The following is a 24,726-nucleotide window of genomic DNA, read 5'->3' as shown; positions in this document are numbered from 1 at the left end:
TCATCAAAATAAAAAACCACAGCATCAGCTGTGGTTCCATGTTATAGAGAAAACTTCGTGATCGTCTTTTTTAATTTTTCCGCTTGAGTCTTCAGTTCCACAGCTAACTCCTCGACATTGCCGATGACTTCTGCCTGCTGCTCAGCTGCTGATGCGACGCTTAGAGCTCCGGCTGAGGTTTCTTCTGAGATTGCCGCCATTTCCTGTGACTGTGTGGAGGTGTGCTGGATTGTTTCCATTTGTGTTTCAACGAGTCCGGTAATCGTATGGATGACCTCGGCCATCTCGTGGATGGTTTTCGTCATTTCATCGATGACCTGGTTCGTCTTCTCACCTTTTTTCGCCTCGCCATTGGCCGTTTCAACCTGTCTGCTAATTTGGCCGACGACATTCTGGACTTCAGTCTGAATGTTTTGGATCAGCTCAGAGATGCCCTGGACAGCACCCGCACTCTGGTCAGCGAGCTTCCTGACTTCCTCTGCAACGACAGCGAATCCTTTTCCATGTTCACCAGCTCTTGCTGCCTCAATTGAAGCGTTCAAAGCAAGCAAATTCGTTTGTGCCGCGATATCGCCCACCAGTTGGATGATTTGTTCGACTTTTGTCGCGTTTTCTTCCAGACGTTTCACCGTGCCAAGCGATTCGCGATTGTCATTGGCAAGTCTCTCGATACCGGAAATCAATGAGTGGATGGCATTCTTTGATTCCTGCAAGTCTTTTACCATTTCCACGGAAATCGATTCGGATGTCCGCGCTTTTTCCTGGACATCTTCAGCAATCCGGATGACTTCATCTACTGACTCTGCCGTGCTTTGTGTTGATAATGCAGAAGAGTCGGCCCCGGCAGCAATTTCCTTAATAGTCGTTGAGATGATCGATGCCTGCTCGGAGGCTGCTGCTGACTGTCCGGAAATCTGAATGACTTTTTCATTCGTCTCTTTGAAATTCGCATCAATCTGGCTGACCATTTCACGCAAGTTAGCCAGCATATTATTGAAGGCAAGTCCAAGTGAGCGGATTTCGTCATCCGATTTGGAAACCTCTGCATCCTCGCCAATTTCCCCCTGTGCCGCTCTTAACGCTGATTGCTCAAGCTTTTGCAGCGGCTTGATGATCAGGCCTGCTGCCATATACGCAAGGAAGCCGGACCAGAAAATCCCCATTCCAAGAACGGCTGCCGTATAGACGACTGATTCAACTTCAATGAATTTTTGGACGATAGGATGAAGGAAATAAATGAAAAATGCGCTTGTTGAATAAGTAATGATTGCCAACACAGTCGTCAGCAAAACCATTTTCTTTCTTAATCCCATTTTGTAGCTGCGTTTAGACCCCACTGATAATCCCCCTGAAAAAGTAATAAAAACTCCTTAAAGGTATTATCGGATTTTATCCACGATTCTTTCGATACTTTCTTGAATTTCTTTAAAAGCTTCGCGGTAGATTTGTTCATTTCCGCCGAAAGGATCTGCTACATCCGGATTTCCCTTCACTTCGGCAAACTCTTTCAATGTAAAAGTTTTATCAGCCGCACCTGTATGCTGGCTCAAAATCAGCGCTTTATGGCTTTGCGTCATCGTCAGGACCAATGTGGCCCAGTCGATGTCTGCCTTTGTCAAAGTTGTGGAGCGATGATCATGGCTGATGTTGTTTTCCCTGAGCACGATTTTTGCGTTGACTGAAGCTTCAGCACCATTCGGAGCATACACTCCTGCCGATTTCACTTCGACCCCGAGAAGCTGCTTGCTTTTCAAAATCGCTTCCGCCATCGGGCTGCGGCATGTATTTCCGGTGCAGACAAATAGGATGTTCGCCATGCTTTTCTCCCCCTGTGAGTGCTTTTATCCATTATAAGATAATCTTTGGTAGATTGATAAGAAAAGCGTAAGCGCCTTGGTCAGCCCCGACAAGCGCTGGAGGGCCTGACAGTGAAGTCGTTCTTTGACTTCATTGGCAGGACCGAAATCGAAAAGTGTAGCCGACTGCCCAGAAACGCAGAAACTGGAGACTCCGACAAAGAAGCGTTGTTTGCTTCTGCCGGCGGAGTTGAAGTTTCGGAGTTTCTAGGAGGCGAAACTAGACAAGCGTCTCGAGGGGCTAGGCGCTGGAGCTGGACATTTCTCGAAGTAAACTTATATTTTCTTATTTTATAAAAAAATACACCTGCTTAACAGGTGCATGAAAAAGTTTTATAGAGGAAGCAGGAGTTTGATTCCGAAAGCGAGCAAAATGCTGCCGCCCAATGCTTCACTGTATGTACCGAGCCAACCCTGCACTCTTCTCCCCACCAGGAGGCCTGCCCATGTAAGGACCATTGCCGCGACACCAAAACAAGTCAGCACAAGCAGAGTCCTTGCCCCGTATATTCCAAGCGTGAGACCTACCGAAAAACTATCAAGGCTGACGCTCAGGGCAAAAATAAATAACCCCTTGCCAACCGGAGTGATCAGACTTGTCTCATCTTCCTTAAAGCTGGCCCAGATCATCTGGACACCGAGCAAAATCAAGAGTAATCCCCCAATATACCCGGCAATCGCCCCGAACTGCTCGGACAAAAATCGGCCAGCTACCATTCCAAGCAAAGGCATCCAAACATGGAATAAACCAATCGTGACGCCAATTTTAAATATATGCCTTTTGGTCAGCCTGAACATGCCCATTCCGAGACCCACGGAAAATGCATCCATTCCTAATGCGAATGCCATCAAAATCAGAGTGATTAATTCACCGGCCATTGCTGCCATGTCTTCGCCCCCTCGGACTTGCTAATTCAGCATATGCACGTCCAAAGGGATTTAGAAGCATGGATGGATCAGGTTTTTCGCAAGCTGAAAAAGAAAGCGCCTCGAAAATCCGAAGCGCTTCTCTCACTCAGCTTTCTTTTTCAATAACCGGCAACCCCGATGCCTTGGAGAGGCGGTTCATGATTGCCTGGCCGACGCCTTCTTCCGGGAAGATTTCGCCGAAAATGATATCGAGGTCCTTCCGATTGAAGGTTCGCAACGTATCGTAGAGTGCTTCGGCGACTGTTTCCAGCCTATTTCTTTCCCCGCAGGCAATAACAGCATGTGCATCATAGAAATGTTCGTTTTCCTTCGTTGTCATCACGCCAACCTTCAAGCCTTCGATTCGCTTTTCATTCACCAGTTCCTGAATTTCCTCTCTCGTTCCTTTCACAAGGTAAAAGGGAGCATCTGGAGCATAATGGCGGTATTTCATGCCGGGGGATTTCGGCGCCTGTTCAGCATCTTTCAGCGCTGGATCGACCGTTACCTCGCCGACAACCGCTTCCAGCTGTTCTTTTGTCACTCCGCCTGGCCTTAAAATAGCCGGAATATCACCAGTGCAATCGACGACTGTGGATTCAAGGCCGACTCCGGTCGCGCCGCCATCGACGATTCCGGCAATCCTGCCTGTTAAATCGTCAGCAACATGCGACGCGGTCGTTGGGCTTGGCTTGCCTGACAAATTTGCGCTCGGTGCTGCAAGCGGCAGTCCACTTGCTTCAATCAGCGCTAATGCAACTGGATGGTCGGGCATCCTGACAGCAACCGTTGAGAGTCCAGCCGTTGCTTTTTCTGAAAGCGCGCCGTCCTTCTTTTCGAGAATGATCGTCAGCGGTCCTGGCCAGAAAGCATCCATCAATAACGCTGCCTTTTCAGGTATTTCTTTTACAAAGGAATGAATCTGCTCACGATTTGCAATATGAATGATCAACGGGTTATCCCCAGGTCTTCCTTTTGCTTCGAATATTTTCAAAACGGCTTCATCGCTTTCCGCGTTGCCGCCAAGGCCGTAAACCGTTTCTGTCGGAAAAGCGACGACTTCATTTTGTTTAAGATTTTGTGCAGCTTCGCTGATTTGTGGATATGTTTTTAAATTATCCACATTCTTATCCACTGTCCACATTTGTGTATCCATGTACATCCACCTTTTAATTCTGGGTCTTCTTTCGCTATACAAGTCTATTTCTATGAAAGTATAAAAGAAGAAGAAGGCGAACACAAGTTTTTATCCACAAATTGTGTATAATTTTAAGGAATCAGTGGATAACTTTGTGGATTAATCCACAATTCACAGAATAATTTTCATAATTGCAGAGTTATCCACAGTCAGTACTTGTTTTAAATGACTTTTTTCCAAAAGAGATGCTGGAAGATCAGATTGGTTCACCATCTCAAATCCTAAGCTGCTGAAAAAAGACACCGCACTCATTTTATTGGTCACAAGATATAATGCTTCGAGCTCCTGATTTTTCGCGGTCAGAAATGCCCGTTTAAATAGAAGCATTAAATCCGGCTGGGCGATTTGCGGCGAGACGACGAAAGAACGAAGCAATCCAGCTCTATCCACAGGCTCCACACCAAGGCAAGCTTTTAAATCTCCTGACTGGTTTTCCATAAGCGAGAAATTTTCAATTGAATCATTTAATCCTTCCGGGCTCACTCCCGCCTCTGTTAAAAATGCCTCAAGCTTCGGCAGGTCCTCTCTATTTGCACTTCTGATTTTCCACGTCATATCTTTCACCTCAAAATTTAGATTCTAGTAAAAGATATGAGAGAATTGCGGAAGTAGAACCAAAAAAGGCACGGCAGCATGATGATCGCTGCCGTGCATTTGTTGGCTTGATTTTTATTTAGCCTGTTTATCAGTCGTTGTTGCGAGAATTTCCGCCTTTACGTCCTATTTCCTCATAGAAGCTTCGGTCATGATTACCTGAAGTCGCTTCTCCGCCTTTGCGGCCGATCTCCTGGTAGAAGTCCTTGTCATGGCTTTGAGATGTTGCTTCGCCACCCTTGCGTCCGATTTCCTGGTAGAATTCGCTGTCATGGCTTTCAGCAGTAGCCTCTCCGCCTTTGCGGCCAATTTCCTGATAAAAGTCTTTGTCGTGATTGTTCGAAGTTGCTTCTCCGCCTTTACGGCCGATTTCCTGATAGAAGTCGCTTCCATGGTTCTGGCTTGTTGCCTCGCCGCCCATGCGTCCTCGTTCTTCACGTGACATCTTACCATTATTATTGTTCTTAGCCATCTTACTCATCCTCCTTGAAAATCTTAGTTTTGATGTTACACTCTCTTGAATATCCGGCATGCTCTTCTTTAAAACTGGATTTAAGAGAATGTAATTTGCTTGTTCAAACCTTGTAATATTTTTGGAAATTCTCACAGAAGTTTTGCCACTGCTTCCATGTATTTCTTAAAATAGTTTCCTATCTGTTAATAGTGAAAAATTCATCATTGAGTGATTTAGGTCACTATCTTACTTGCTGCGGATGGTTATAATAAATGAAATGAAATCCTTTTTCAGCAAAGGGGGAAACGGTATGGAGATTCAAACTATTTACGAACGGATCGGCGGAGACGAAGCAATCCGAAAGATCGTTGATACGTTTTATCCAAAGGTGTATGAAAACGAGTTGCTCAGTCCTTTATTCGAAGGCGATATAAATGAGATTAAAAGGAAACAGTGGATGTTCCTAACGCAATTGACAGGCGGCGGTCCGCTTTACAGTGAGGAATTTGGACCACCCAATATGAGGGCAAGACATATGCCTTTTGAAATTACTCCTGAACGGGCACAAGCCTGGCTGAAGCTGATGAACGAAACGCTGTCCGAAACAGGTTTGATCCAAACAGAGGGAGGAAAAGCATTGTTCGAGCGCCTGAGCCAGATTGCGCCTATCATGATTAATAGCCAGTGAGATAGGAATTTTTCAAGTTGGTCGATATAATTGCAAAAGTGGTCGATATATTCGGAAATGTGGTCGATATTTTCGAAGATGTGGTCGATATAGTTGAAAATCCGCTGATATATTTCAAAATGTGGTCGATATTTTATAAAAAGTGGTCGATATCTTCTAATACCGGCTGATATAACTTCCTACTTGTGATCTTCAAGTGATAAAAAGGCCCCTGCAAACTGCGCAGGGGCCTTTGTTTATCCAAATATCCTGTTCCAAATTTCAACCAGGAAGAAAGTGACTTCTACTTCTTCTTCCTCGCCGGATTCATAGACTGGTTTCTTGCTTTTTTTAGCTTCTTTTTTATCCTTACCCTTCTCGGCATCTGCATCTTCAGCTTCGTCTTCAGCGTCTGCTTTTACATCACCTTTGCTGTCGTTCTCATCGAAGCCTTCACTTGTTGCTTCACCGTTTGAAAAATCGAGGAAGCATAGCGGCGGATACAGGACGCACCACCAGTTTGCTCCTTCTCCTTCACCCAGGGTAATGAGAATTGCCTCGTATTCACCTGCTGGATAGAGGAACAGGCCGTATAGTTTAGTAGGAAACTGTACTTTATCAAACTCTGTTTTTACTGATTGCGTCGATCCTTGTTCTGCTACGACTTTTTCTGCGATGGCCTGGATTTCAGGCAACTTCGATTTGATCAGGTTTCTTGCGGCGTCAATCGAAGTCAGGTCCTTGACCCATTTGGTGATTTCCTTGTTCACTTCATCGCGGACAAGGCGCTTGATTTCCTGGTCCTTTTCCAAATCACTTTCTGCGAGGATCCTCAGCCGGATCGCTTCGTTCGGAATGACCATCGCTTCCTGTGCTGTCACTTCGTTTTTCGGTGTATATAAACTTATAATCGTACCTGCACATAATAAGAGTATGTATAATAAAGCTGCTGATTTTTTCATCATCATTTCTCGCACCGCCCCTTCACTAGTCACAGTGTGGACAGATTGATAGATTCTTAAACTAGTAATTTTGAAAAAAATTGGACCCCTTTATAATCAGGAGTCCAACTCAGCAAACACCAACCGGTCCTTGCCGTTTATATCAAAAACAACCTCAACCTTAGCACTCGGGAAGGTTCTTTCCAGCAGTGCGCGTACGGCTTCTCCCTGCCCGGCACCAATTTCAAAGCCAACCAGGGCTTTTTCTTTTAAAACAAGCGGCAGCTCTTCCATAAAGCGGCGGTAAAGGTCCAGTCCATCTTCTCCTGCAAAAAGCGCCATATGGGGCTCATGCTCGGTCACGATGTCTGACATCCATGCCTGGTCGCCAACCGGAATATATGGCGGATTCGATATGACAGCATCGACTTTTTTTCCATGTGCAATGAGCGGCTGCAAAAGGTCTCCATGGACAAACTCAATTTCTGCCCCTAATTGGCTGGCATTTTTACGGGCAACACCGAGGGCTTCTTCAGAAAGATCGATCGCGGTCATGTTCAATTCTGGCTTTTCAAGCTTCAACGTAACCGAAATCGCACCGCTGCCCGTCCCGACATCGACAAGTTCAATTTGCGCTCTCTCTGGGAAAAGCTGTTCCAGACGCTGAATCGTGCCGTAAACAAGCTCTTCCGTTTCTGGACGGGGAATCAACACATGCTCATTCACCTGAAAACGCCGGCCGTAAAACTCTTCTGAGCCCATGATATATTGTATCGGCTCACCAGCCGCATGCTTTTTTACCGCTGCCTGGAACTCCATCCATACTCCTTCATCCAAATCATCACGCATCATCATCAGCATCGAAGTGCGCGAAAGACCGGCAAAATGGCGCAGCAGAAGCTCGCCGGCAAATTCTTCGCGATTATGTTCTTTTAAAAAAGAAGAAGCCCAATTGAGGGCTTCAAACATTTTCACATTACTCATTGTTTGCACTCTCAAGTCTTTGAGACTGGTCTTCCATAATAAGAGCTTCAATGATTTCATTTAGCTTGCCCTGAAGGATCTGGTCAAGCTTCTGGATTGTCAGGCCGATGCGGTGGTCGGTCACACGGTTTTGCGGGAAGTTGTACGTACGGATCCGTTCAGAACGGTCGCCTGTACCTACGGCAGATTTACGAACCTGGTCGTATTCAGCCTGTGCTTCCTGCTGGAATTTATCATAGACGCGGGCACGAAGTACCTTCATCGCCTTGTCTTTATTTTTGTGCTGTGATTTTTCATCCTGGCACGATACGACAATTCCTGTTGGAATATGCGTCAGACGTACAGCTGACATTGTCGTGTTAACAGACTGTCCGCCAGCACCACTTGATGCAAATGCGTCAAAGCGGATGTCTTTATCATGCAGCTCGATTTCCACTTCTTCAGCTTCCGGAAGGCATGCAACCGTCGCAGTTGATGTATGGATCCGGCCGCCTGATTCTGTCTCTGGGACACGCTGTACGCGGTGTGCTCCATTTTCGAACTTCATCTTGGAATAAGCACCATTTCCGTTGATCATGAAAATGATTTCCTTAAAGCCGCCAACACCAGTCGTGCTCGCATCGATGACTTCAGTTTTCCAGCCCTGGGATTCCGCATAACGACTGTACATACGGTAAAGGTCGCCGGCAAACAATGCCGCTTCATCTCCTCCCGCAGCACCGCGGATTTCCATGATTACGTTCTTGTCATCATTAGGGTCTTTCGGGATCAGGAGAATTTTGATGCGCGCTTCAAGCTCTTCAATGCGCGGCTCAAGCTCGGAGATTTCCTCTTTTACCATTTCACGCATGTCAGCATCAAGCTTATCCTCTAACATCGCTTTCGCATCTGTCAGTTGTTCCTTAACTTCCTTATATTCACGGTAAGCCATGACCGTTTCCTGGATGTCAGACTGCTCCTTGGAAAACTCGCGGAGTTTCTTCGAATCATTGACAATTTCCGGGTCACTCAATAGCTCATTCAATCTTTCATAACGATCCTCAACAGCTTGAAGACGATCAAACACGGACATTCACCTCTATTTTTATATCCTTAGCATATGGATTAGAAAAGTTCATTTTCATGTAAAATTGCATAGCATAACATTCTAATTATAGTATAGGTGCTATCCTCAGTCAAAGCCATTATGCTAGAGAGGTTTCAATTGGAAAAAGCATGCCCCTGGCCGAGCATGCTTCGATGATACAAAAGTGCTACTCAATATCTACATTGATGTCATAGCGCGGCAAAGCTTTGGCCAGCTTGCTTCGCAATGTCTTTTCGGCATTTTCACGGTCTTTTCTGGTTACACGGCCTTCAAGCTGAGCTGTCACGTTCAACTCTCCGCCGTTGATCCAGATTGAACCCGGCTCATAGCCTGCCTCAGAAATGACGTCCTTCGCTTTTTGGACATCCTGGGAAAAACTATGATGGTTCTCATTATCGGTATTCAATAAATTCGGGTTCTGGTCGGTCATCGTCATGCCATCATCCTGGTCCCTCGCGAAATTAGGGCCATCACCGTGACGGACACCATCATCTTCTGTCGTCAAGTCCAGGCCAGCCTGGTCCTGATTTTTGTCATAGGTTGATTCATCGTTGTCCTGGACACATCCAGTAACCATAATCAAAGCTAACATCATCAGCATCATTATTTTTTTCAAATTATGGCACCTCCCGCTGTTAGCTTGCCCTCCTCTGCCCGGTACCATGCATCCACGAAAAAAGCAAAAAAATCCCCCCAAACAGGGAGGATTTCTTCATTTATGTTAAGCTTTCTGTCGTTTTCTCGATTTTCAGCTCGTTTGGTGATTTCGGTACTTCGTGATGATGCCTGCAGCGTGGCTCGTATGCTTCAGACGCACCTACGAGGATAACGGGATCATCATAAGAGGCCGGCTTGTCGTTGATCAAACGCTGTGTACGGCTTGATGGCGATCCGCAAACGGCACATACAGCCTGGAGCTTGGTCACAATTTCAGCAACAGCCATCAACGCAGGCATCTGGCCGAATGGCTCGCCGCGGAAATCCTGGTCAAGACCGGCAACGATGACGCGGTATCCGCTGTCTGCCAGGTGCTGGACAACCTGGAGGATTTCATTGTCAAAAAACTGGACTTCATCGATGGCAATCACATCGATATCTGGGTTGATATGCTTGAAAATATCAGTAGAGTTGGCAATAGGCTTTGCAGTAACTGCAGTTCCGTTGTGTGATACAACCGATTCCTCGCTGTAGCGGTTATCAATCGCAGGCTTGAAGACAGCAATTTTTTGCTTGGCAAATTGCGTTCTGCGCACGCGGCGGATCAGTTCTTCCGATTTGCCGGAAAACATGCTGCCGCAGATCAATTCGATCCAACCGCTTTGTTTCATAACGTACATGGTCGGCCTCTCCTTCCTCGATAAAAAAAATATAAGCTTTTTTCGTAATTTTACGGCTCTTTCCTGCCATAAAGGTACGAAAAAAGCCTGGTTAAAAGTTCGACACTTTTTTTCAGCTTTTTCCATTATAACAAAAAATGGCGCCGAATCCAGACAGAAAAATTAAGTTGGCAAAATTAAATTTTTATATATATGTACCCCAAAGTACATGGAATTATAGACAATAAAAAACAGGCAAGTCACAAAGCTTCTTGCCTGTTTTATCATTTCTTATATTACTGGTTGTTTTTAAGACCGTATTTCTTGTTGAAGCGGTCAACACGTCCGCCAGCTTCAGCAAACTTTTGACGTCCAGTATAGAATGGGTGGCACTCAGAGCAAGTTTCAACGCGAATCTCGTTCTTAACAGAACCAGTTTCGAATTCGTTTCCGCATGCGCAAGTCACCTTAACTGTTTTGTAGTTTGGATGAATTCCTGATTTCATTCTTTTCATCTCCTTCCGCCCTGAATCATATCCGAAACAGAGTTATAATCAACGGCGAACCTAGTTCATACCGTTTTTGTAAAAACACACTGTACTCAGTATAACAAGTACCTTTACTTTTTTCAAGCTTGTTTTACCTGCCATAAAAAGTAAATTAAGAGCGCTTTGTATTGCCCTTCATTTCCTCGCCAAGGACCGCAAAGAAATCTTCATTCGACTTGGACTGCCTTAGCTTGCGCAGGAATTTCTCAGCGAAATCAGGCGAATCGGACATCGATTTGCGGATGGCCCACAGCTTGTCCAGATGGTCTTTCGGAATAAGCAATTCTTCTTTTCGCGTTCCGGATCTGCGGATGTCGATCGCCGGGAAGATCCTTCTTTCTGCAAGTGAACGGTCAAGGTGAAGCTCCATATTACCCGTCCCTTTGAACTCCTCATAAATAACATCATCCATGCGGGACCCTGTATCCACAAGCGCCGTCGCAAGGATCGTCAAGCTGCCGCCTTCTTCGATGTTACGCGCCGCACCGAAAAAGCGCTTCGGACGGTGGAATGCCGCAGGGTCGATACCACCTGAAAGGGTACGTCCGCTTGGCGGAATGACAAGGTTGTAGGCACGTGCAAGACGAGTGATGCTATCCATCAGGATGATAACGTCGCGTTTGTGCTCAACAAGGCGCATTGCACGCTCAAGAACAAGCTCTGCTACCTTGATGTGGTTTTCAGGCACTTCATCAAACGTTGAGCTGACAACATCCCCGGCAACTGAACGTTCAATATCCGTTACCTCTTCCGGACGCTCATCGATCAAAAGTACGATTAGTTCTGCATCCGGATGATTCGTTGTGATGCTGTTAGCAATTTCTTTGATCAGCATCGTTTTACCAGCCTTAGGCGGAGCGACGATCAATCCACGCTGCCCGAAGCCGACAGGTGCGAGGACATCCATGATTCTAGTGGAAACTTTGTTGTGCGTAGTCTCCAGCTTCATCTGGCGGTCTGGGTATAATGGCGTCAAACCAGGGAAGTGGACTCTTTCCTTTGCCGATTCAGGGTCATCACCATTGACAGCCTCAACCTGAAGCAAGCCGAAATAGCGCTCATTTTCCTTAGGAGGACGGACCTTACCCGATACTTTATCACCGTTCCTCAAATCAAAGCGGCGAATCTGTGAAGCTGAGATGTAGATATCCTCGGAGCTCGGTGAGTAATTGATCGGACGGAGGAAACCGAAACCCTCCGACTGGATGATTTCCAGGACACCTTCCATGAAAAAATAACCCTGCTGTTCGGCACGAGCTTTCAAAATGGCAAAAATAAGTTCTTTTTTCGACAACTTGCTGTAGTAAGAGACTTTATATTCTTTCGCCAGTTCATAAAGCTCTTTTAATTTCATATTTTCTAAGCTTGAAATATTTACTTCCATAATGTCACCACGCCTTAAAATATTTCGATTTCCCCCATGAAAAAATGTATTAGAATTTCAGCGTATGGATGGAAAAAGAAGAAATGAGTTTCCTTTGAAGGATGTAAGAAGAGTTTAATGAAGGTTTCGTTCATGAAATCTTTGGGCTCTTTTCGAGAAAAAATTTATAACTAAGAATGTAAAATTCATGATGTATAGCAGTTTCGTAAATGAGCCTTGTAAAGCAATTTTCATTTTACCCTTAAACAGGAAAAATAATCAATCATTTTCTTAGTCAGCTCCCTTCACCTATAGAATGCGGTGAAGGGAGCTTATTTGTAAGGGTTTGCAGTTCGTGATAAAAAAATATTCTTATTTCATAACCAAATGAGGCTTTTTCTTCAGGCTGTGCTGACCTTCGATAAAGCGGACTGTGCCTGATTTTGCGCGCATGACGACTGAGTGGGTTGAGCCGTAAGAGCCTTTGAACTGGACTCCCTTCAGCAATTCGCCATCAGTAACACCTGTGGCAGCGAAAATGGCATCATCACCGCGGACAAAATCTTCCATTAGAAGGATTTTGTTCACATCGATGCCCATCTTTATGCAGCGCTCAAGTTCAGCATCGTTTTGCGGCAGCAACTTACCCTGGATTTCCCCTCCCAGGCTTTTCAATGCTACTGCAGCAATAACGCCTTCTGGTGCTCCGCCTGAACCAAACAGGATGTCCACGCCTGTAAAATCAAACGCCGTGTTGATTGCGCCAGCGACATCTCCATCGTTGATCAGCTTGATCCTTGCTCCTGCCTCACGAAGCTGGGCAATGATATGCTCATGGCGAGGGCGGTTCAATACAGTTGCCACGACATCTTCAATATCCTTGTTTTTCGCTTTTGCGACTGCCTTCAGGTTATCAAGGACTGATGCATTGATATCCACCATTCCCACTGCTTCGGGTCCAACCGCAAGTTTATCCATATACATGTCTGGAGCATGAAGCAAGTTGCCGTTGTCTGCCACTGCAAGAACGGCAAGTGCATTCCAGCCGCCTGACGCTACGATATTCGTTCCCTCTAAAGGATCGACTGCCACATCAACGCGCGGGCCATAGCCTGTCCCAAGCTTTTCTCCGATATACAGCATCGGCGCTTCATCCATTTCCCCTTCGCCGATCACGACTGTACCCTTCATCGGGATGGTGTCAAAAACATCTCTCATCGCCGAAGTTGCAGCATCATCAGCTTCGTCTTTTTTACCGCGTCCCATCCAGCGGGCTGAAGCAAGTGCAGCCGCCTCAGTCACACGGACAAGCTCCATCGTTAAGCTACGTTCCATCGGTTTCTCCCCTAATCATAAAAGTGCTAATGCCTAGTGAAAATGTTTAGCTTCAGCAGCAAATACTCCATTCAAAAGACGCCGCCTCCAGATATCCGAGCTGGTCTTTTGCCGTCAGAATTGTACAGGAAGATATGGCGTCTTTATTGCGAAGTGAATGTGCTATACTTTTTCACATTTCGATAGGCATTAGGACTATTTTTTGTATTGCACATCTATATTGTACTATACTTTTTATGATTTTTTTACCTCTTCTTGTTCTTCCGAGGTCATATCTTCACGCCAGATTGTCGCACCAAGTCCATTCAGCTTATCAACGATATGGCTGTAGCCGCGATCGATGTGGTCTACACCTGTGATCTCAGTGACTCCTTCAGCCATAAGACCAGCAATGACAAGCGCTGCTCCGGCACGAAGATCGCTCGCCTTCACTTTTGCACCCTGCAGCTTGACAGGGCCGCTGATGATCGCCGATCTTCCTTCAACCTTTATATTGGCATTCATTCTTCTCAGCTCGTCAATATGCTTAAATCTAGCACCGTAAATTGTATCCGTCACGACACTTGAGCCCTCCGCCTTTGTGAGCAGCGCAGTGAAAGGCTGCTGCAGATCCGTGGGGAATCCAGGATACACAAGTGTTTTTATATCGACCGCTTTATATTTTTCAGCTGGGCCGACGTAAATTTGCTCGTCACTTGCTTCTATATGAGCACCCATTTCTTTTAACTTGGCCACAAGCGACTCAATATGCTGTGGAATAACGTTGTCGATCGTCACACCGTCCCCGATTGCGGCACCAAGAATCAGGTATGTTCCAGCCTCGATGCGGTCAGGGATAATCGTATGACGGCAGCCGTGAAGCTCGTCCACACCATCGATCCTGATGACATCCGTCCCTGCACCTTTGATTTTCGCACCCATATTGGTGAGCAATGTCGCTACATCAATGATTTCCGGCTCTTTAGCCGCATTCTCAATGATGGTACGTCCCTTAGCACGGACAGCGGCAAGCATGATATTGATCGTTGCACCAACGCTCACGACATCCAGATAAATCCGGGCACCCCGCAGTTCATCCGCGCGCAGGTAAATCGCACCCTGTTCATTCGTCACGCTTGCACCAAGCGCCTCGAATCCTTTAATATGCTGGTCAATCGGCCTTGGCCCTAAGTGGCAGCCGCCCGGCAGTCCGATAACCGCCTTCTTGAAACGGCCGAGCATCGCTCCCATCAGATAATATGAAGCTCGCAGCTTTTTCACTTTTCCATTCGGCAAAGGCATGGAAATCATGGAAGACGGATCAACCGTCATTTCATTGTTTGAGAATTCAACCGAACCGCCGATTTCCTCCATCAAATCCTTCAGCATATGAACATCGGAAATATCCGGCAAACCTTCTATGGTTACAGGCGATTCAGCTAAAATCGTTGCGGGGATCAAGGCAACTGCACTATTCTTCGCGCCGCTGACCCTAACAGTTCCTTTTAATGGATAACCGCCTGCAATCTTAAGCTTTTCCATTTTTGACTCCCTTCTAAGCCGTGATGTCTCATGGTCAAGCTGGAGATGCAAACAATGTACAGCTAAGACCGATATAGGCTCTTCTTTGATTTGGATTTCACCGGAACTGAATAGGTATATTTTTCCAACAAATAAAGTCAGATTCCGGGAGTTTTCTATTCCTCTAGTTTACACGATATTCCCAATTTCATGTAATAAAATGCAAAAAAGTTAAAATTGGGTGAAAGTTCCTAACCGAAAAGCGGAGACGCCTTGGTCAGCCCCGACAAGCGCTGGAGGTCCGGCCAGTGAAGTCGTTCTTTGACTTCATTGGGCGGACCGAAGCGACCTCGAGGGGCTAGGCGCCGCAGCTGGACAATTTTTAAAATTATTGCCCGCGTGATTCCCAGTCTTTCAGGAATGCTTCGATTCCTTTGTCTGTCAGCGGGTGGCTGAACATTTGCTGGATGACTTTGTATGGTACTGTTGCGATGTGCGCGCCTCTTAATGCTGCATCTGTCACGTGCTGTGGGTGGCGGATGGAAGCGGCGATGATTTCTGTTTCGATTCCGTGGATGGTGAAGATTTCAGCAATGGTTGAAATTAGGTCCAGTCCATTGTGGCCGATGTCATCCAGGCGTCCAAGGAATGGGGAAACATATGTAGCTCCTGCTCTGGCAGCTAGCAATGCCTGGTTCGCGCTGAACACCAATGTTACATTTGTCTTGATTCCTTCTTTTGAGAAAACAGAGACAGCCTTCAAGCCTTCTGGTGTCATTGGAACTTTAATTGTAATGTTCGGAGCGATTGCCGCAAGTTCTTTTCCTTCCTTGATCATGCCTTCTGCATCAAGTGCGATAACTTCGGCACTGACAGAACCAGGTACTAGCTCCGTGATTTCTTTCAAGCGATCTTCAAACTTCACATTCTTTTCTTTTGCTACGAGGGATGGATTTGTAGTGACACCTGATAAAATCCCTAATGTGTATGCCTCGCGAATTTCTTCCATATTCGCAGTATCGATAAAAAACTTCATTTGTAAACGCCTCCACTCGACAAAATTTTCAATCTTATTAAAATGGATAAAAACCGCCTTGGTTAAGGCGGTTTTAATTATAACAAAAATTTATTGCTTTTACGCTTTGTTAGAAGAACCGAATTCGCGCATTTTGCCGATTACAGTTTCTTTGATTGCGTCGCGAGCTGGTCCAAGGTATTTACGTGGATCGTACTCGTTAGGCTTTTCAGCCAATACCTGGCGCACGACTTTTGCAGATGCAATTTGGTTTTCCGTGTTAACGTTGATCTTAGCAGTTCCGAAAGAAATGGACTTCTGGATATCTTTTGTTGGGATACCAGTACCGCCGTGCAGCACTAATGGTACGCCTGCAGTCTTGTTGATTTCTTCCATTTCTTTGAAGCCAAGGTTCGGTTCGCCTTTGTAAGGGCCGTGAACAGATCCCAGTGCAGGAGCAAGGCAGTCGATGCCAGTGCGCTGAACAAGTTCTTCACACTCTTTAGGATCAGCATAGATGACTCCGTCTGCAACGACGTCATCTTCCTGTCCGCCAACAACTCCTAGTTCAGCTTCAACAGAAACACCTTTTGAGTGAGCGTATTCAACCACTTTAGAAGTGATTTCAACGTTTTCTTCGAAAGGACCGTGAGAAGCATCAATCATTACAGATGTGAAACCTGCATCGATTGCTTCTTTACATTTTTCGAAGCTTGAACCATGGTCTAGGTGAATTGCGACAGGAACTGTAATTTTATAGTCCTCCAACAAACCTTCTACCATTTTCACAACCGTTTTGAAGCCGCCCATGTAACGTGCAGCCCCTTCAGAAACACCAAGGATTACTGGTGATTTCTCAGCTTCTGCAGCCTGAAGGATCGCTTGTGTAAATTCAAGGTTATTTAAGTTAAATTGCCCAACAGCGTAGCCTTCCGCATTCGCTTTTTTCAGCATTTCAGTCATTGAAACTAAAGGCATTATTTTTCCTCCTTCGTTATGATCAATCTTCTTTTTGACTATGCTACCATTTTAAAGGTTTTCCCTCTCTGCTTTTGATTATGTACCCGAGAAGGCATTCATCAAAACGAAATGATCCTGTGGAATTCATAAGTATCATACCAAAAGAAAATCAGAATTGCCATTGTTCTACCCTTGTTTTTGCAAGTGTCATAAAATCGCTATAAAGCAAGCGCTACCAATAGTTTTACTACTCTGTAAACTCGGTTTTTCCTTGCTTTTTTAAAAGGAAAAGCCCTCCGAAAGAATCGAGAGGACATTTCTATGTAATCTGTATGAATTTCTTATGAAACGGTTTGCGAGTATTTTTTTACGGCTGCCCGGATGTCATCGATGTCGAATGGTTTTGCGAAATGGGTAAGCGCACCGAGGTCCATTGCTTCCTGGATCATATCAAGTTCGCCATAAGCGGTCATGATGATGACACGGATGTCCGGATCGATCACTTTCATTCTTTTTAAAATTTCAATTCCATCCATACCAGGGATTTTCATGTCCAATAGCACCAGATCCGGTGGATGCTTTTTAACGATATCCAGGGCCTGGACGCCATTTGCAGCCTGATACGTTTGATAACCTTCTTTTTGCAGCACTTCGTTTAGTAGAATTCTGATGCCAAACTGGTCGTCAACAATTAGTATTTTTTCTTTCATGCCGCCTCTTCCCCCTAAATAAAATAGTAAATGATGAATGTTTTTGTCCAGGAAACGTCTCCGCCTAATCCCCATTTACATAATTCGTTTAAATCCTTGAAATTCCTGCCATATTTCCAAAGTTATTTTTCGACAGATGCTTTTACTCTCTCATTGTAGTACTTTATAATCAATAATGGCAAAGACGGAGGTGCTTTTATGTTAAAAATGTTTTCGACACAGTTAACCGGATTGTTCAACAGGCTGCAGGAAAAAGAAGAGTTTTCGATGGAAGATGCCGCACGCCTGCTTGCTCAGGCTGCTGTTGGAGAAGGTAAGATTTATATTTATGGAAAAAGTGAAATGCAGGCTGTCGCCCTTGAAGCAGTATATGGCGAGGAACCAATGCAATCTGCTGCGATTTTCACTGAGGAAACAGAGTTGGAACCCGCTGATCGGGTATTAATAGTCAGCCGTTATGCAGATGATGAAGAGGCTGTCGAAGTTGCCCGTCATTTACAGGGAAAAGGAATTCACTTTGTGGCGATATCCACTGTCCGCGACGAAGCGGAAGGGTTGCAAACTCTTTCCGATGTCCACATTGATTTGCGGATCAAGAAGGGACTTCTTCCCGACGACATGGGAAATCGATTCGGATACCCCGCTTCAATGGCGGCGCTGTTTGTTTACTTCGGCCTGAAATTCACGATTGATGAAATTCTTGAGGAGTACTAACCGGATTTCCTCTGGCATCTTAATAAGTAACTATCCATAGTCTGATATGTAAAAAGCAGTCTTATAATGCACAAAAAAGCCGGTGATATCACCGGCTTTTCGAATATTAACAGAAATTATTTACTTGACTTGATTGAAGCTTCAATGAAGTCTCTGAATAATGGCTGTGGGCGTGTTGGTCTTGATGTGAATTCAGGATGGAACTGGGATGCCAGGAACCATGGGTGATCTTGCAACTCGATGATTTCTACCAGGCGGCCATCCGGGCTTGTACCAGAGAAGATAAAGCCTTCTTTTTCCATTGCCTGACGATATTCATTATTGAACTCGTAACGGTGGCGGTGGCGCTCGTACACAAGATCATCACCGTACGCGGCGAATGCTTTTGTATCTTCTGACAACTTGCATGGATACAGCCCTAAGCGAAGTGTACCGCCAAGATCTTCGATATCTTTCTGTTCAGGAAGAAGGTCGATGATTGGGTACGGCGTGCTAGGCATGATCTCAGCAGAGTGCGCATTCTTAAGGCCAAGAACATTGCGTGCGAATTCAACGGATGCCAGCTGCATGCCAAGGCAAATTCCGAAGAATGGAACTTTGTTTTCACGAGCATATTGGGTAGCAAGGATTTTGCCTTCGATTCCACGGTCACCAAATCCTCCAGGAACAAGGATTCCGTCAACATCATTCAGCAATTCAGTAACATTCTCAGTATTGAGTTCCTCAGAATTGATCCACTTGATCTCGATGTCGCTGTCGAATGCATATCCAGCATGCTTCAGTGATTCAACAACAGAGATATACGCGTCTTGCAGCTCTACGTATTTACCAACAAGTGCAATTCTTGTTTTGCCAGAAAGGTGAGTAACCTTCTCTACAAGTGCATTCCACTCGGTCATGTCGGCCTCGCCGCAATCAAGCTTGAAGTGGTCACATACAAGCTGGTCCATCTTTTGAGCCTGCAATGCCAATGGAATGGAATAAAGTGTATCTGCATCTGCAGCTTCAATTACCGCTTCCTTGTCGATATCACAGAAAAGAGCAATCTTGTCTTTCATTTCCTGTGAAATCGGCATTTCGGTACGAAGAACGATAATGTTTGGCTGGATGCCCAGGCTGCGCAGTTCTTTTACGCTGTGCTGGGTTGGCTTTGTCTTCATTTCGCCAGCTGCCTTGATATAAGGAACCAATGTACAGTGGACGTACATCACATTGTCGCGGCCGACATCATTCTTGATCTGGCGGATCGCTTCAAGGAATGGCAGGGATTCGATGTCCCCTACTGTACCGCCAATTTCAGTGATGACAACATCTGCGCCTGTTTCTTTTCCGGCACGGAAAACCTTATCTTTGATTTCATTCGTGATGTGCGGGATGACCTGAACTGTTCCGCCAAGATAATCGCCGCGGCGTTCTTTTTTCAAGACAGTTGAGTAGATTTTCCCTGTAGTCACGTTAGAGTACTTGTTCAGGTTGATATCGATGAAGCGCTCGTAGTGGCCAAGATCCAAATCCGTTTCAGCGCCATCGTCAGTAACGAATACTTCACCGTGCTGATAAGGGCTCATTGTCCCTGGGTCCACGTTGATATATGGATCGAATTTCTGGATTGTCACGTTCATGCCTCTGTTTTTCAGCAATCTGCCAAGGGAAGCTGCCGTGATTCCTTTTCCTAATGACGAAACTACGCCGCCGGTAACAAAAATATACTTTGCCATAATGTAATCCCCCTCATCAAACAGTTTGTACAATATGTACCTGTTTAATTGATTTATTAATAAAATTTTTAACTATTTCATCAAGGCGTGCATCGCTTCATGCAGACCTTTATTCCCGGGGGTTTTCACCTATCAGGTCAAAATAAAAAAAACGCCCCGCATACAAAGTATGGGGAGCGTTTTGTCGCTGTTTTAAATAATCGTCCTTTTTTAAGGAGCCCAAAAAGTATTCTACAGCCGGCTTTGGCAAAAGTCAAGCCGAGAATTACAGATCTTCTTCCTCGTCCTGATCCTCATCTTCAAGCGGAAGATCTTCATCCTCATCTTCTTCATCGATCAATTCATCATCTTCTTCGAAGTCTTCAGTTTCTTCGAGTTCTTCATCGAAATCTTCGTCATCGTCGTCATCGAGAAGATCATCGTCGTCCTCGTCATCATCTTCGTCGATTTCGTCAAAGTCGTCATAGTCAAGATCCTCTTCATCGATTTCATCGAATTCGTCAAGATCCAGATCATCCTCATCGACTGCTTTCTTCGATTTCTTTTTCTTAGGCTTGACTGTCGTGACATTGTCTTCCTCGATCTGGTCAACAGGATACCATACGCGGAGTCCCCAGCGTCCTTCTCCCTGTGACATGAAACGTCCATCTATGTTTATATCTGTATAAAACTGAACCATTCTCTCAGTTACATCTGCCCCGTCCAATTCAAGAATCTTCGTGATTTCAGCCATCAATTCTTGGAATGTGACTGCCTGCTTCTTTTCTTTTAAAATTTCGAATGCCACTTCAATCAAAGACATTTCTTGAAGCTCTTCTTTTGAGACTTGTTTTAAACTCAACCTTCGCACTTCCTTTCTCTATTCCAGGCCTTACCCGGCCTTGCGTCCGAAAACAAGGAAAATATCCCAGAATGCATATTCTACATTATAAACAAATTCCAAACCTTTATGCTAGTTTTATCTGTCGTTTTCTCGCCTTTTTTCACTTTGCTGTATGCCAGCCTTTTTCTTTTTGGAAAGCTGTGTATACGCTAGGAAAAAGAAAAGAATCGAGAGAATGAAAAAAGATACGGCACCAAGCTGACGCTGGTATAGATAAAATAAAGCAGCAACTGCGGTGGCAGCTCCGGCCAAAAGCAATACCAATCTCAAGTAATTTCACATCCTGAAGTAGGTCGTATGTAATATTTATAGCCTTTCCGCATTTGTCTGCGAAAAAACGTGTTAACTAGATTATAGTAAGATATTTTGGAAAAAGATATGAAAAATTTTCTTGTTTTGGTGATTTCCTTATCAAAATAATACAAGATGGCTCATAGTTTCCTATAAGCCATCTTGCTTCATTCGATGCACCGTAAAGATTATTGATTGCCACGTACACCATGGGCGCTAGTTATAAACTTAGCTTTTCTGAAAATCTGGCTGTTGATTATAAATACACTACTATATAACAGCCAATGAAACAGCCAGAATTTTATTGTTGGTCGATATAATTTTAAATGTGGTCGATATATTCGAAAATCCGCTGATATATTTCAAGATGTGGTCGATATATCCAAAAATCCACTGATATATTCTAAAACAATGGCTATCCTCTACATATTCCTGCGGAACTGGCCGCCTACTTCGTAAAGTGCTCTTGTGATTTGTCCGAGGCTTGCGTATTTTACGGTTTCCATCAGTTCCGCGAAGATATTGCCGCCGCTGACTGCTGTTTCTTTCAATCGCTTGAGGGCTTCTTCTGATTGATCCTTATTTTTGCCCTTGAAAGCTTCAAGGTTGCGGATCTGTGTTTCTTTTTCCTCAGTTGTCGCGCGGGCAAGTTCCATCTTGTCGATTTCTTCTTCTGATGGAGGATTTGGATTCAGGTAAGTGTTTACCCCGATGATAGGAAGTTCTCCTGAATGTTTCTTCATTTCATAGTACATGGATTCATCCTGGATTTTCCCGCGCTGGTACTGTGTTTCCATCGCACCAAGCACGCCTCCGCGGTCGTTGATCCGTTCGAATTCCTGAAGCACTGCTTCCTCAACAAGGTCTGTCAGTTCTTCAATGATGAACGCACCCTGGAGCGGATTCTCGTTCTTCGTCAATCCGTGCTCCTTCGTGATGATCATCTGGATTGCCATCGCTCGGCGGACGGATTCTTCCGTCGGTGTTGTGATCGCTTCGTCATATGCGTTCGTATGGAGCGAGTTGCAGTTATCGTGCAATGCCATTAGTGCCTGAAGCGTCGTACGTATATCATTGAAGTCGATTTCCTGCGCATGCAGCGAACGGCCTGATGTCTGGATGTGGTACTTCAGCTTTTGGCTGCGTTCGTTTGCGCCGTACTTGTTCTTCATGACAGTCGCCCAGATGCGGCGGGCAACACGGCCAATCACGGAGTACTCCGGATCCAGGCCGTTCGAGAAGAAGAAACTCAAGTTTGGTGCAAAATCATCGATCTTCATGCCTCTGCTCAAATAGTATTCAACATACGTGAAGCCGTTTGAGAGAGTGAATGCGAGCTGGGAAATCGGGTTCGCTCCTGCTTCTGCAATATGATAGCCGGAAATCGATACAGAATAGTAGTTTCTTACCTTCTCATCGATAAAATACTGCTGGATATCGCCCATCATTCTGAGTGCGAATTCAGTAGAGAAGATGCAAGTGTTCTGTCCCTGGTCTTCTTTTAAAATATCTGCCTGGACTGTGCCACGGACTGTCTGTAAAGTCATTTCCTTGATTTGAGCTAATTCTTCATCATTCAGCTTTCGTCCAAGTTCCGCCTCTTTCTTCTCAACCTGCTGTTCAACAGCTGTGTTCATGAACATTGCCAGGATGATTGGTGCCGGACCGTTGATTGTCATTGATACAGATGTTGATGGATGGCAAAGATCGAAGCCTGCATACAGCTTTTTCATGTCATCTAGCGAACAGACGCTGACACCGCTCTCGCCGACCTTTCCGTAAATATCTGGACGGTAATCCGGATCTTCACCATATAGTGTTACCGAATCAAATGCTGTGCTCAGACGCTTTGCCGCATCGTCTTTAGAGAGGTAATGGAAACGGCGGTTCGTCCGTTCAGGTGTTCCCTCACCAGCGAACTGGCGCTTCGGATCTTCTCCTTCACGCTTGAACGGGAATACTCCAGCAGTGTACGGGAAGCTGCCCGGTACATTCTCAAGATAAACCCAACGCAGGATTTCGCCATAATCCTTGTATTTCGGCAATGCTACCTTTGGGATGCTCAATCCGGATAGGCTCTTTGTCTTCAGTTCCGTTACGATTTCCTTGTCACGGATTTTTGTGACGAACTTGTCAGCACTATACTTTTCCCTCAGGGCTTCCCAGTTTTCAAGGATATATTTTGATTCTGGCGTCAGCTTCTTTTCCGTTTCTTCTTTTAACATCTGAAGAGAAGGAAGGACTTCACTGTTCGTTTCGCGCTCTTTTACCGCATCGATCGCGCCTTCAAGTTGGAACAATCTGCGGGCAAGATCTGCCTGCTCTGCCGCTTGCTTATGATAGCCGCGCACCGCCTCGGAGATTTCACGCAGATAATAGCGGCGGTCATTCGGGATGATGACGTTCTGCTTTTCAACTACTGCATTAGTAGAGAAAGTTGTCGTCCAATCTGTACCCGCTTTTTCATTAATTTTATTGACCAAGGCTGCAAAAAGCGCGTTCGTGCCTGGGTCGTTGAACTGGCTGGCGATAGTGCCATATACCGGCATTGAATCCAGTTCTTTTTCCCAAAGAAGATGGCTCCGCTGGTACTGTTTCTGAACCTGGCGTCTTGCGTCTTCAGAACCTTTACGCTCAAATTTATTGATGACGATCAGGTCTGCATAATCAATCATATCGATTTTTTCAAGCTGTGATGGCGCTCCGAATTCGCTCGTCATCACGTACATGGAAACATCGCACACCTCGGTAATTCCCGCGTCTCCCTGGCCGATTCCGCTCGTTTCGACGATGACAAGATCAAAGCCTGCTGCTTTTACAACATCGATCGCATCTTTGATTGCCAGTGAAAGTTCGGACCTGGATTTCCTAGTCGCCAGGCTGCGCATGTAAACACGTGGAGAGAAAATCGCGTTCATGCGGATCCTGTCACCAAGAAGGGCGCCGCCAGTCTTTTGTTTCGTTGGGTCCACAGATAAAATGGCAACCTTCTTTTCAGGAATTTCATTGATGAATCTTCGGATCAGCTCATCGGTCAATGAGCTTTTTCCTGCTCCGCCAGTACCCGTGATGCCGACGACCGGTACGGCCTTCGTCATTGTCTTTACTTTTTCCATCAGTGTTTCGACAGCTGCTGCGGTTTCTTTTTCGGAACCGACATGCTGCTCAGCAAGGGTGATCAGCTTTGCAACGGCATTTGGATCTCCTGCCTCAAGCTTTTCGATCTCCTCGACGCCTTCTGCGGTTACAGTCGGGAAATCACATTCCTTGATCATCTGCTCGATCATGCCGTTAAGGCCATATTTCCTGCCGTCTTCCGGCGAGAAAATACGGGCAATTCCGTACTCATGAAGTTCTTTTATTTCCCGAGGAATGATAACGCCGCCGCCACCGCCGTAAATCCGGATGTGAGAAGCGCCTTTTTCCTTCAATAGGTCGTACATATATTTAAAATATTCGACGTGCCCGCCCTGATAGGATGAAATCGCAATCCCCTGTGCATCCTCCTGGATGGCAGCATTGACGACCTCCTCGACCGAACGGTTATGGCCAAGGTGAATGACCTCGGCGCCCAACGACTGGAGAATTCTTCTCATGATATTGATTGAGGCGTCATGGCCGTCAAACAAACTTGAAGCTGTCACAAAGCGAATATGGTTCTTTGGCTTATACGTTTCCGTCAT

The 24,726-nt window shown here is 45.5% G+C and carries 24 protein-coding genes; 2 read left to right on the top strand and 22 right to left on the bottom strand.

From position 1 onward, the window contains the following. Positions 1-41: 41 nt before the first annotated feature. The 6 genes from ACXAEA_RS02565 to ACXAEA_RS02540 form a co-directional block, all read right to left on the bottom strand. Entirely contained in the window at positions 42-1,337 is a 1,296-nt protein-coding gene (locus ACXAEA_RS02565; protein ID WP_475094373.1) for a methyl-accepting chemotaxis protein, read from the bottom strand. Between the two features lie 42 nt (positions 1,338-1,379). After that, entirely contained in the window at positions 1,380-1,817 is a 438-nt protein-coding gene (locus ACXAEA_RS02560; RefSeq protein ID WP_475094372.1) for a low molecular weight protein arginine phosphatase, read from the bottom strand. A gap of 372 nt (positions 1,818-2,189) precedes the next feature. Next, on the bottom strand, positions 2,190-2,744 hold the full coding sequence (locus ACXAEA_RS02555) for a manganese efflux pump MntP (RefSeq protein WP_475094371.1): 555 nt from the start codon (positions 2,742-2,744) through the stop codon (positions 2,190-2,192). Positions 2,745-2,871: 127 nt separating this feature from the next. Then, the gene (locus ACXAEA_RS02550; protein WP_475094370.1) at positions 2,872-3,921 is read right to left on the bottom strand and encodes an L-threonylcarbamoyladenylate synthase; all 1,050 of its coding nucleotides are present in this window, start codon (positions 3,919-3,921) and stop codon (positions 2,872-2,874) included. Between the two features lie 153 nt (positions 3,922-4,074). After that, positions 4,075-4,518, bottom strand: a complete 444-nt coding sequence (locus ACXAEA_RS02545) for a GNAT family N-acetyltransferase (protein WP_475094369.1) — start codon at positions 4,516-4,518, stop codon at positions 4,075-4,077. Positions 4,519-4,648: 130 nt separating this feature from the next. Beyond that, positions 4,649-5,029: a KGG domain-containing protein gene (locus ACXAEA_RS02540; RefSeq protein ID WP_475094368.1), complete on the bottom strand. Its 381-nt coding sequence runs from the start codon at positions 5,027-5,029 to the stop codon at positions 4,649-4,651. A 292-nt stretch (positions 5,030-5,321) separates the two neighbouring features. On the opposite strand from ACXAEA_RS02540, the gene ACXAEA_RS02535 reads away from it, so the two are divergent. Further along, positions 5,322-5,699, top strand: a complete 378-nt coding sequence (locus ACXAEA_RS02535) for a globin domain-containing protein (protein WP_475094367.1) — start codon at positions 5,322-5,324, stop codon at positions 5,697-5,699. Positions 5,700-5,935: 236 nt separating this feature from the next. Here the strand turns inward: ACXAEA_RS02535 and spoIIR are convergent, their stop codons facing one another. The 12 genes from spoIIR to ACXAEA_RS02475 all read right to left on the bottom strand — a co-directional run bounded on the left by spoIIR (position 5,936) and on the right by ACXAEA_RS02475 (position 17,437). After that, positions 5,936-6,643 carry a stage II sporulation protein R gene (gene spoIIR / locus ACXAEA_RS02530; RefSeq protein WP_475098045.1) on the bottom strand — a complete coding sequence of 236 codons (708 nt, stop codon included), beginning with the start codon at positions 6,641-6,643 and terminating at the stop codon, positions 5,936-5,938. 93 nt (positions 6,644-6,736) lie between these two features. Beyond that, entirely contained in the window at positions 6,737-7,603 is an 867-nt protein-coding gene (gene prmC, locus ACXAEA_RS02525) for a peptide chain release factor N(5)-glutamine methyltransferase (protein WP_475094366.1), read from the bottom strand. Continuing rightward, the gene (prfA, locus tag ACXAEA_RS02520; protein WP_475094365.1) at positions 7,596-8,669 is read right to left on the bottom strand and encodes a peptide chain release factor 1; all 1,074 of its coding nucleotides are present in this window, start codon (positions 8,667-8,669) and stop codon (positions 7,596-7,598) included. The genes prmC and prfA overlap by 8 nt, the downstream gene beginning before the upstream one ends. Before the next feature lie 187 nt (positions 8,670-8,856). Continuing rightward, positions 8,857-9,306: a hypothetical protein gene (locus tag ACXAEA_RS02515; RefSeq protein ID WP_475094364.1), complete on the bottom strand. Its 450-nt coding sequence runs from the start codon at positions 9,304-9,306 to the stop codon at positions 8,857-8,859. A 100-nt stretch (positions 9,307-9,406) separates the two neighbouring features. Continuing rightward, on the bottom strand, positions 9,407-10,027 hold the full coding sequence (locus ACXAEA_RS02510) for a thymidine kinase (protein WP_475094363.1): 621 nt from the start codon (positions 10,025-10,027) through the stop codon (positions 9,407-9,409). 275 nt (positions 10,028-10,302) lie between these two features. Beyond that, positions 10,303-10,512: a 50S ribosomal protein L31 gene (rpmE, locus tag ACXAEA_RS02505; protein ID WP_041964628.1), complete on the bottom strand. Its 210-nt coding sequence runs from the start codon at positions 10,510-10,512 to the stop codon at positions 10,303-10,305. Positions 10,513-10,666: 154 nt separating this feature from the next. Next, positions 10,667-11,938, bottom strand: a complete 1,272-nt coding sequence (rho, locus tag ACXAEA_RS02500; protein WP_475094362.1) for a transcription termination factor Rho — start codon at positions 11,936-11,938, stop codon at positions 10,667-10,669. 351 nt (positions 11,939-12,289) lie between these two features. Then, entirely contained in the window at positions 12,290-13,252 is a 963-nt protein-coding gene (gene glpX / locus ACXAEA_RS02495; protein WP_475094361.1) for a class II fructose-bisphosphatase, read from the bottom strand. Positions 13,253-13,486: 234 nt separating this feature from the next. Then, positions 13,487-14,773, bottom strand: a complete 1,287-nt coding sequence (locus ACXAEA_RS02490) for a UDP-N-acetylglucosamine 1-carboxyvinyltransferase (RefSeq protein ID WP_475094360.1) — start codon at positions 14,771-14,773, stop codon at positions 13,487-13,489. 367 nt (positions 14,774-15,140) lie between these two features. Beyond that, positions 15,141-15,788 (bottom strand): fructose-6-phosphate aldolase, encoded by a 648-nt coding sequence (fsa, locus tag ACXAEA_RS02485; protein WP_475094359.1) that lies wholly within the window; start codon positions 15,786-15,788, stop codon positions 15,141-15,143. Positions 15,789-15,887: 99 nt separating this feature from the next. Then, positions 15,888-16,745, bottom strand: coding sequence for a class II fructose-bisphosphate aldolase (locus tag ACXAEA_RS02480; protein WP_475094358.1), 858 nt, complete (start codon positions 16,743-16,745; stop codon positions 15,888-15,890). Between the two features lie 323 nt (positions 16,746-17,068). After that, positions 17,069-17,437: a response regulator gene (locus ACXAEA_RS02475; RefSeq protein ID WP_041964634.1), complete on the bottom strand. Its 369-nt coding sequence runs from the start codon at positions 17,435-17,437 to the stop codon at positions 17,069-17,071. 198 nt (positions 17,438-17,635) lie between these two features. Here ACXAEA_RS02475 and ACXAEA_RS02470 point away from each other — a divergent pair, with 198 nt between their 5' ends. Next, positions 17,636-18,151, top strand: a complete 516-nt coding sequence (locus ACXAEA_RS02470) for a DUF2529 domain-containing protein (RefSeq protein ID WP_475094357.1) — start codon at positions 17,636-17,638, stop codon at positions 18,149-18,151. A 116-nt stretch (positions 18,152-18,267) separates the two neighbouring features. On the opposite strand, the gene ACXAEA_RS02465 is transcribed toward ACXAEA_RS02470, so the two are convergent. From ACXAEA_RS02465 to icmF, 4 genes are all read right to left on the bottom strand, one after another. After that, entirely contained in the window at positions 18,268-19,869 is a 1,602-nt protein-coding gene (locus tag ACXAEA_RS02465; protein WP_475094356.1) for a CTP synthase, read from the bottom strand. A 265-nt stretch (positions 19,870-20,134) separates the two neighbouring features. After that, positions 20,135-20,719, bottom strand: coding sequence for a DNA-directed RNA polymerase subunit delta (gene rpoE, locus ACXAEA_RS02460; RefSeq protein WP_475094355.1), 585 nt, complete (start codon positions 20,717-20,719; stop codon positions 20,135-20,137). Between the two features lie 108 nt (positions 20,720-20,827). After that, the gene (locus tag ACXAEA_RS02455; RefSeq protein WP_475094354.1) at positions 20,828-21,022 is read right to left on the bottom strand and encodes a hypothetical protein; all 195 of its coding nucleotides are present in this window, start codon (positions 21,020-21,022) and stop codon (positions 20,828-20,830) included. Positions 21,023-21,465: 443 nt separating this feature from the next. After that, a complete protein-coding gene (icmF, locus tag ACXAEA_RS02450) occupies positions 21,466-24,726 on the bottom strand; it encodes a fused isobutyryl-CoA mutase/GTPase IcmF (RefSeq protein WP_475098044.1) in 3,261 nt (1,086 codons plus the stop codon).

This window comes from Mesobacillus sp. ABV4_180, assembly GCF_056158485.1.
This window is presented reverse-complemented; position numbering and strand designations above follow the sequence as displayed.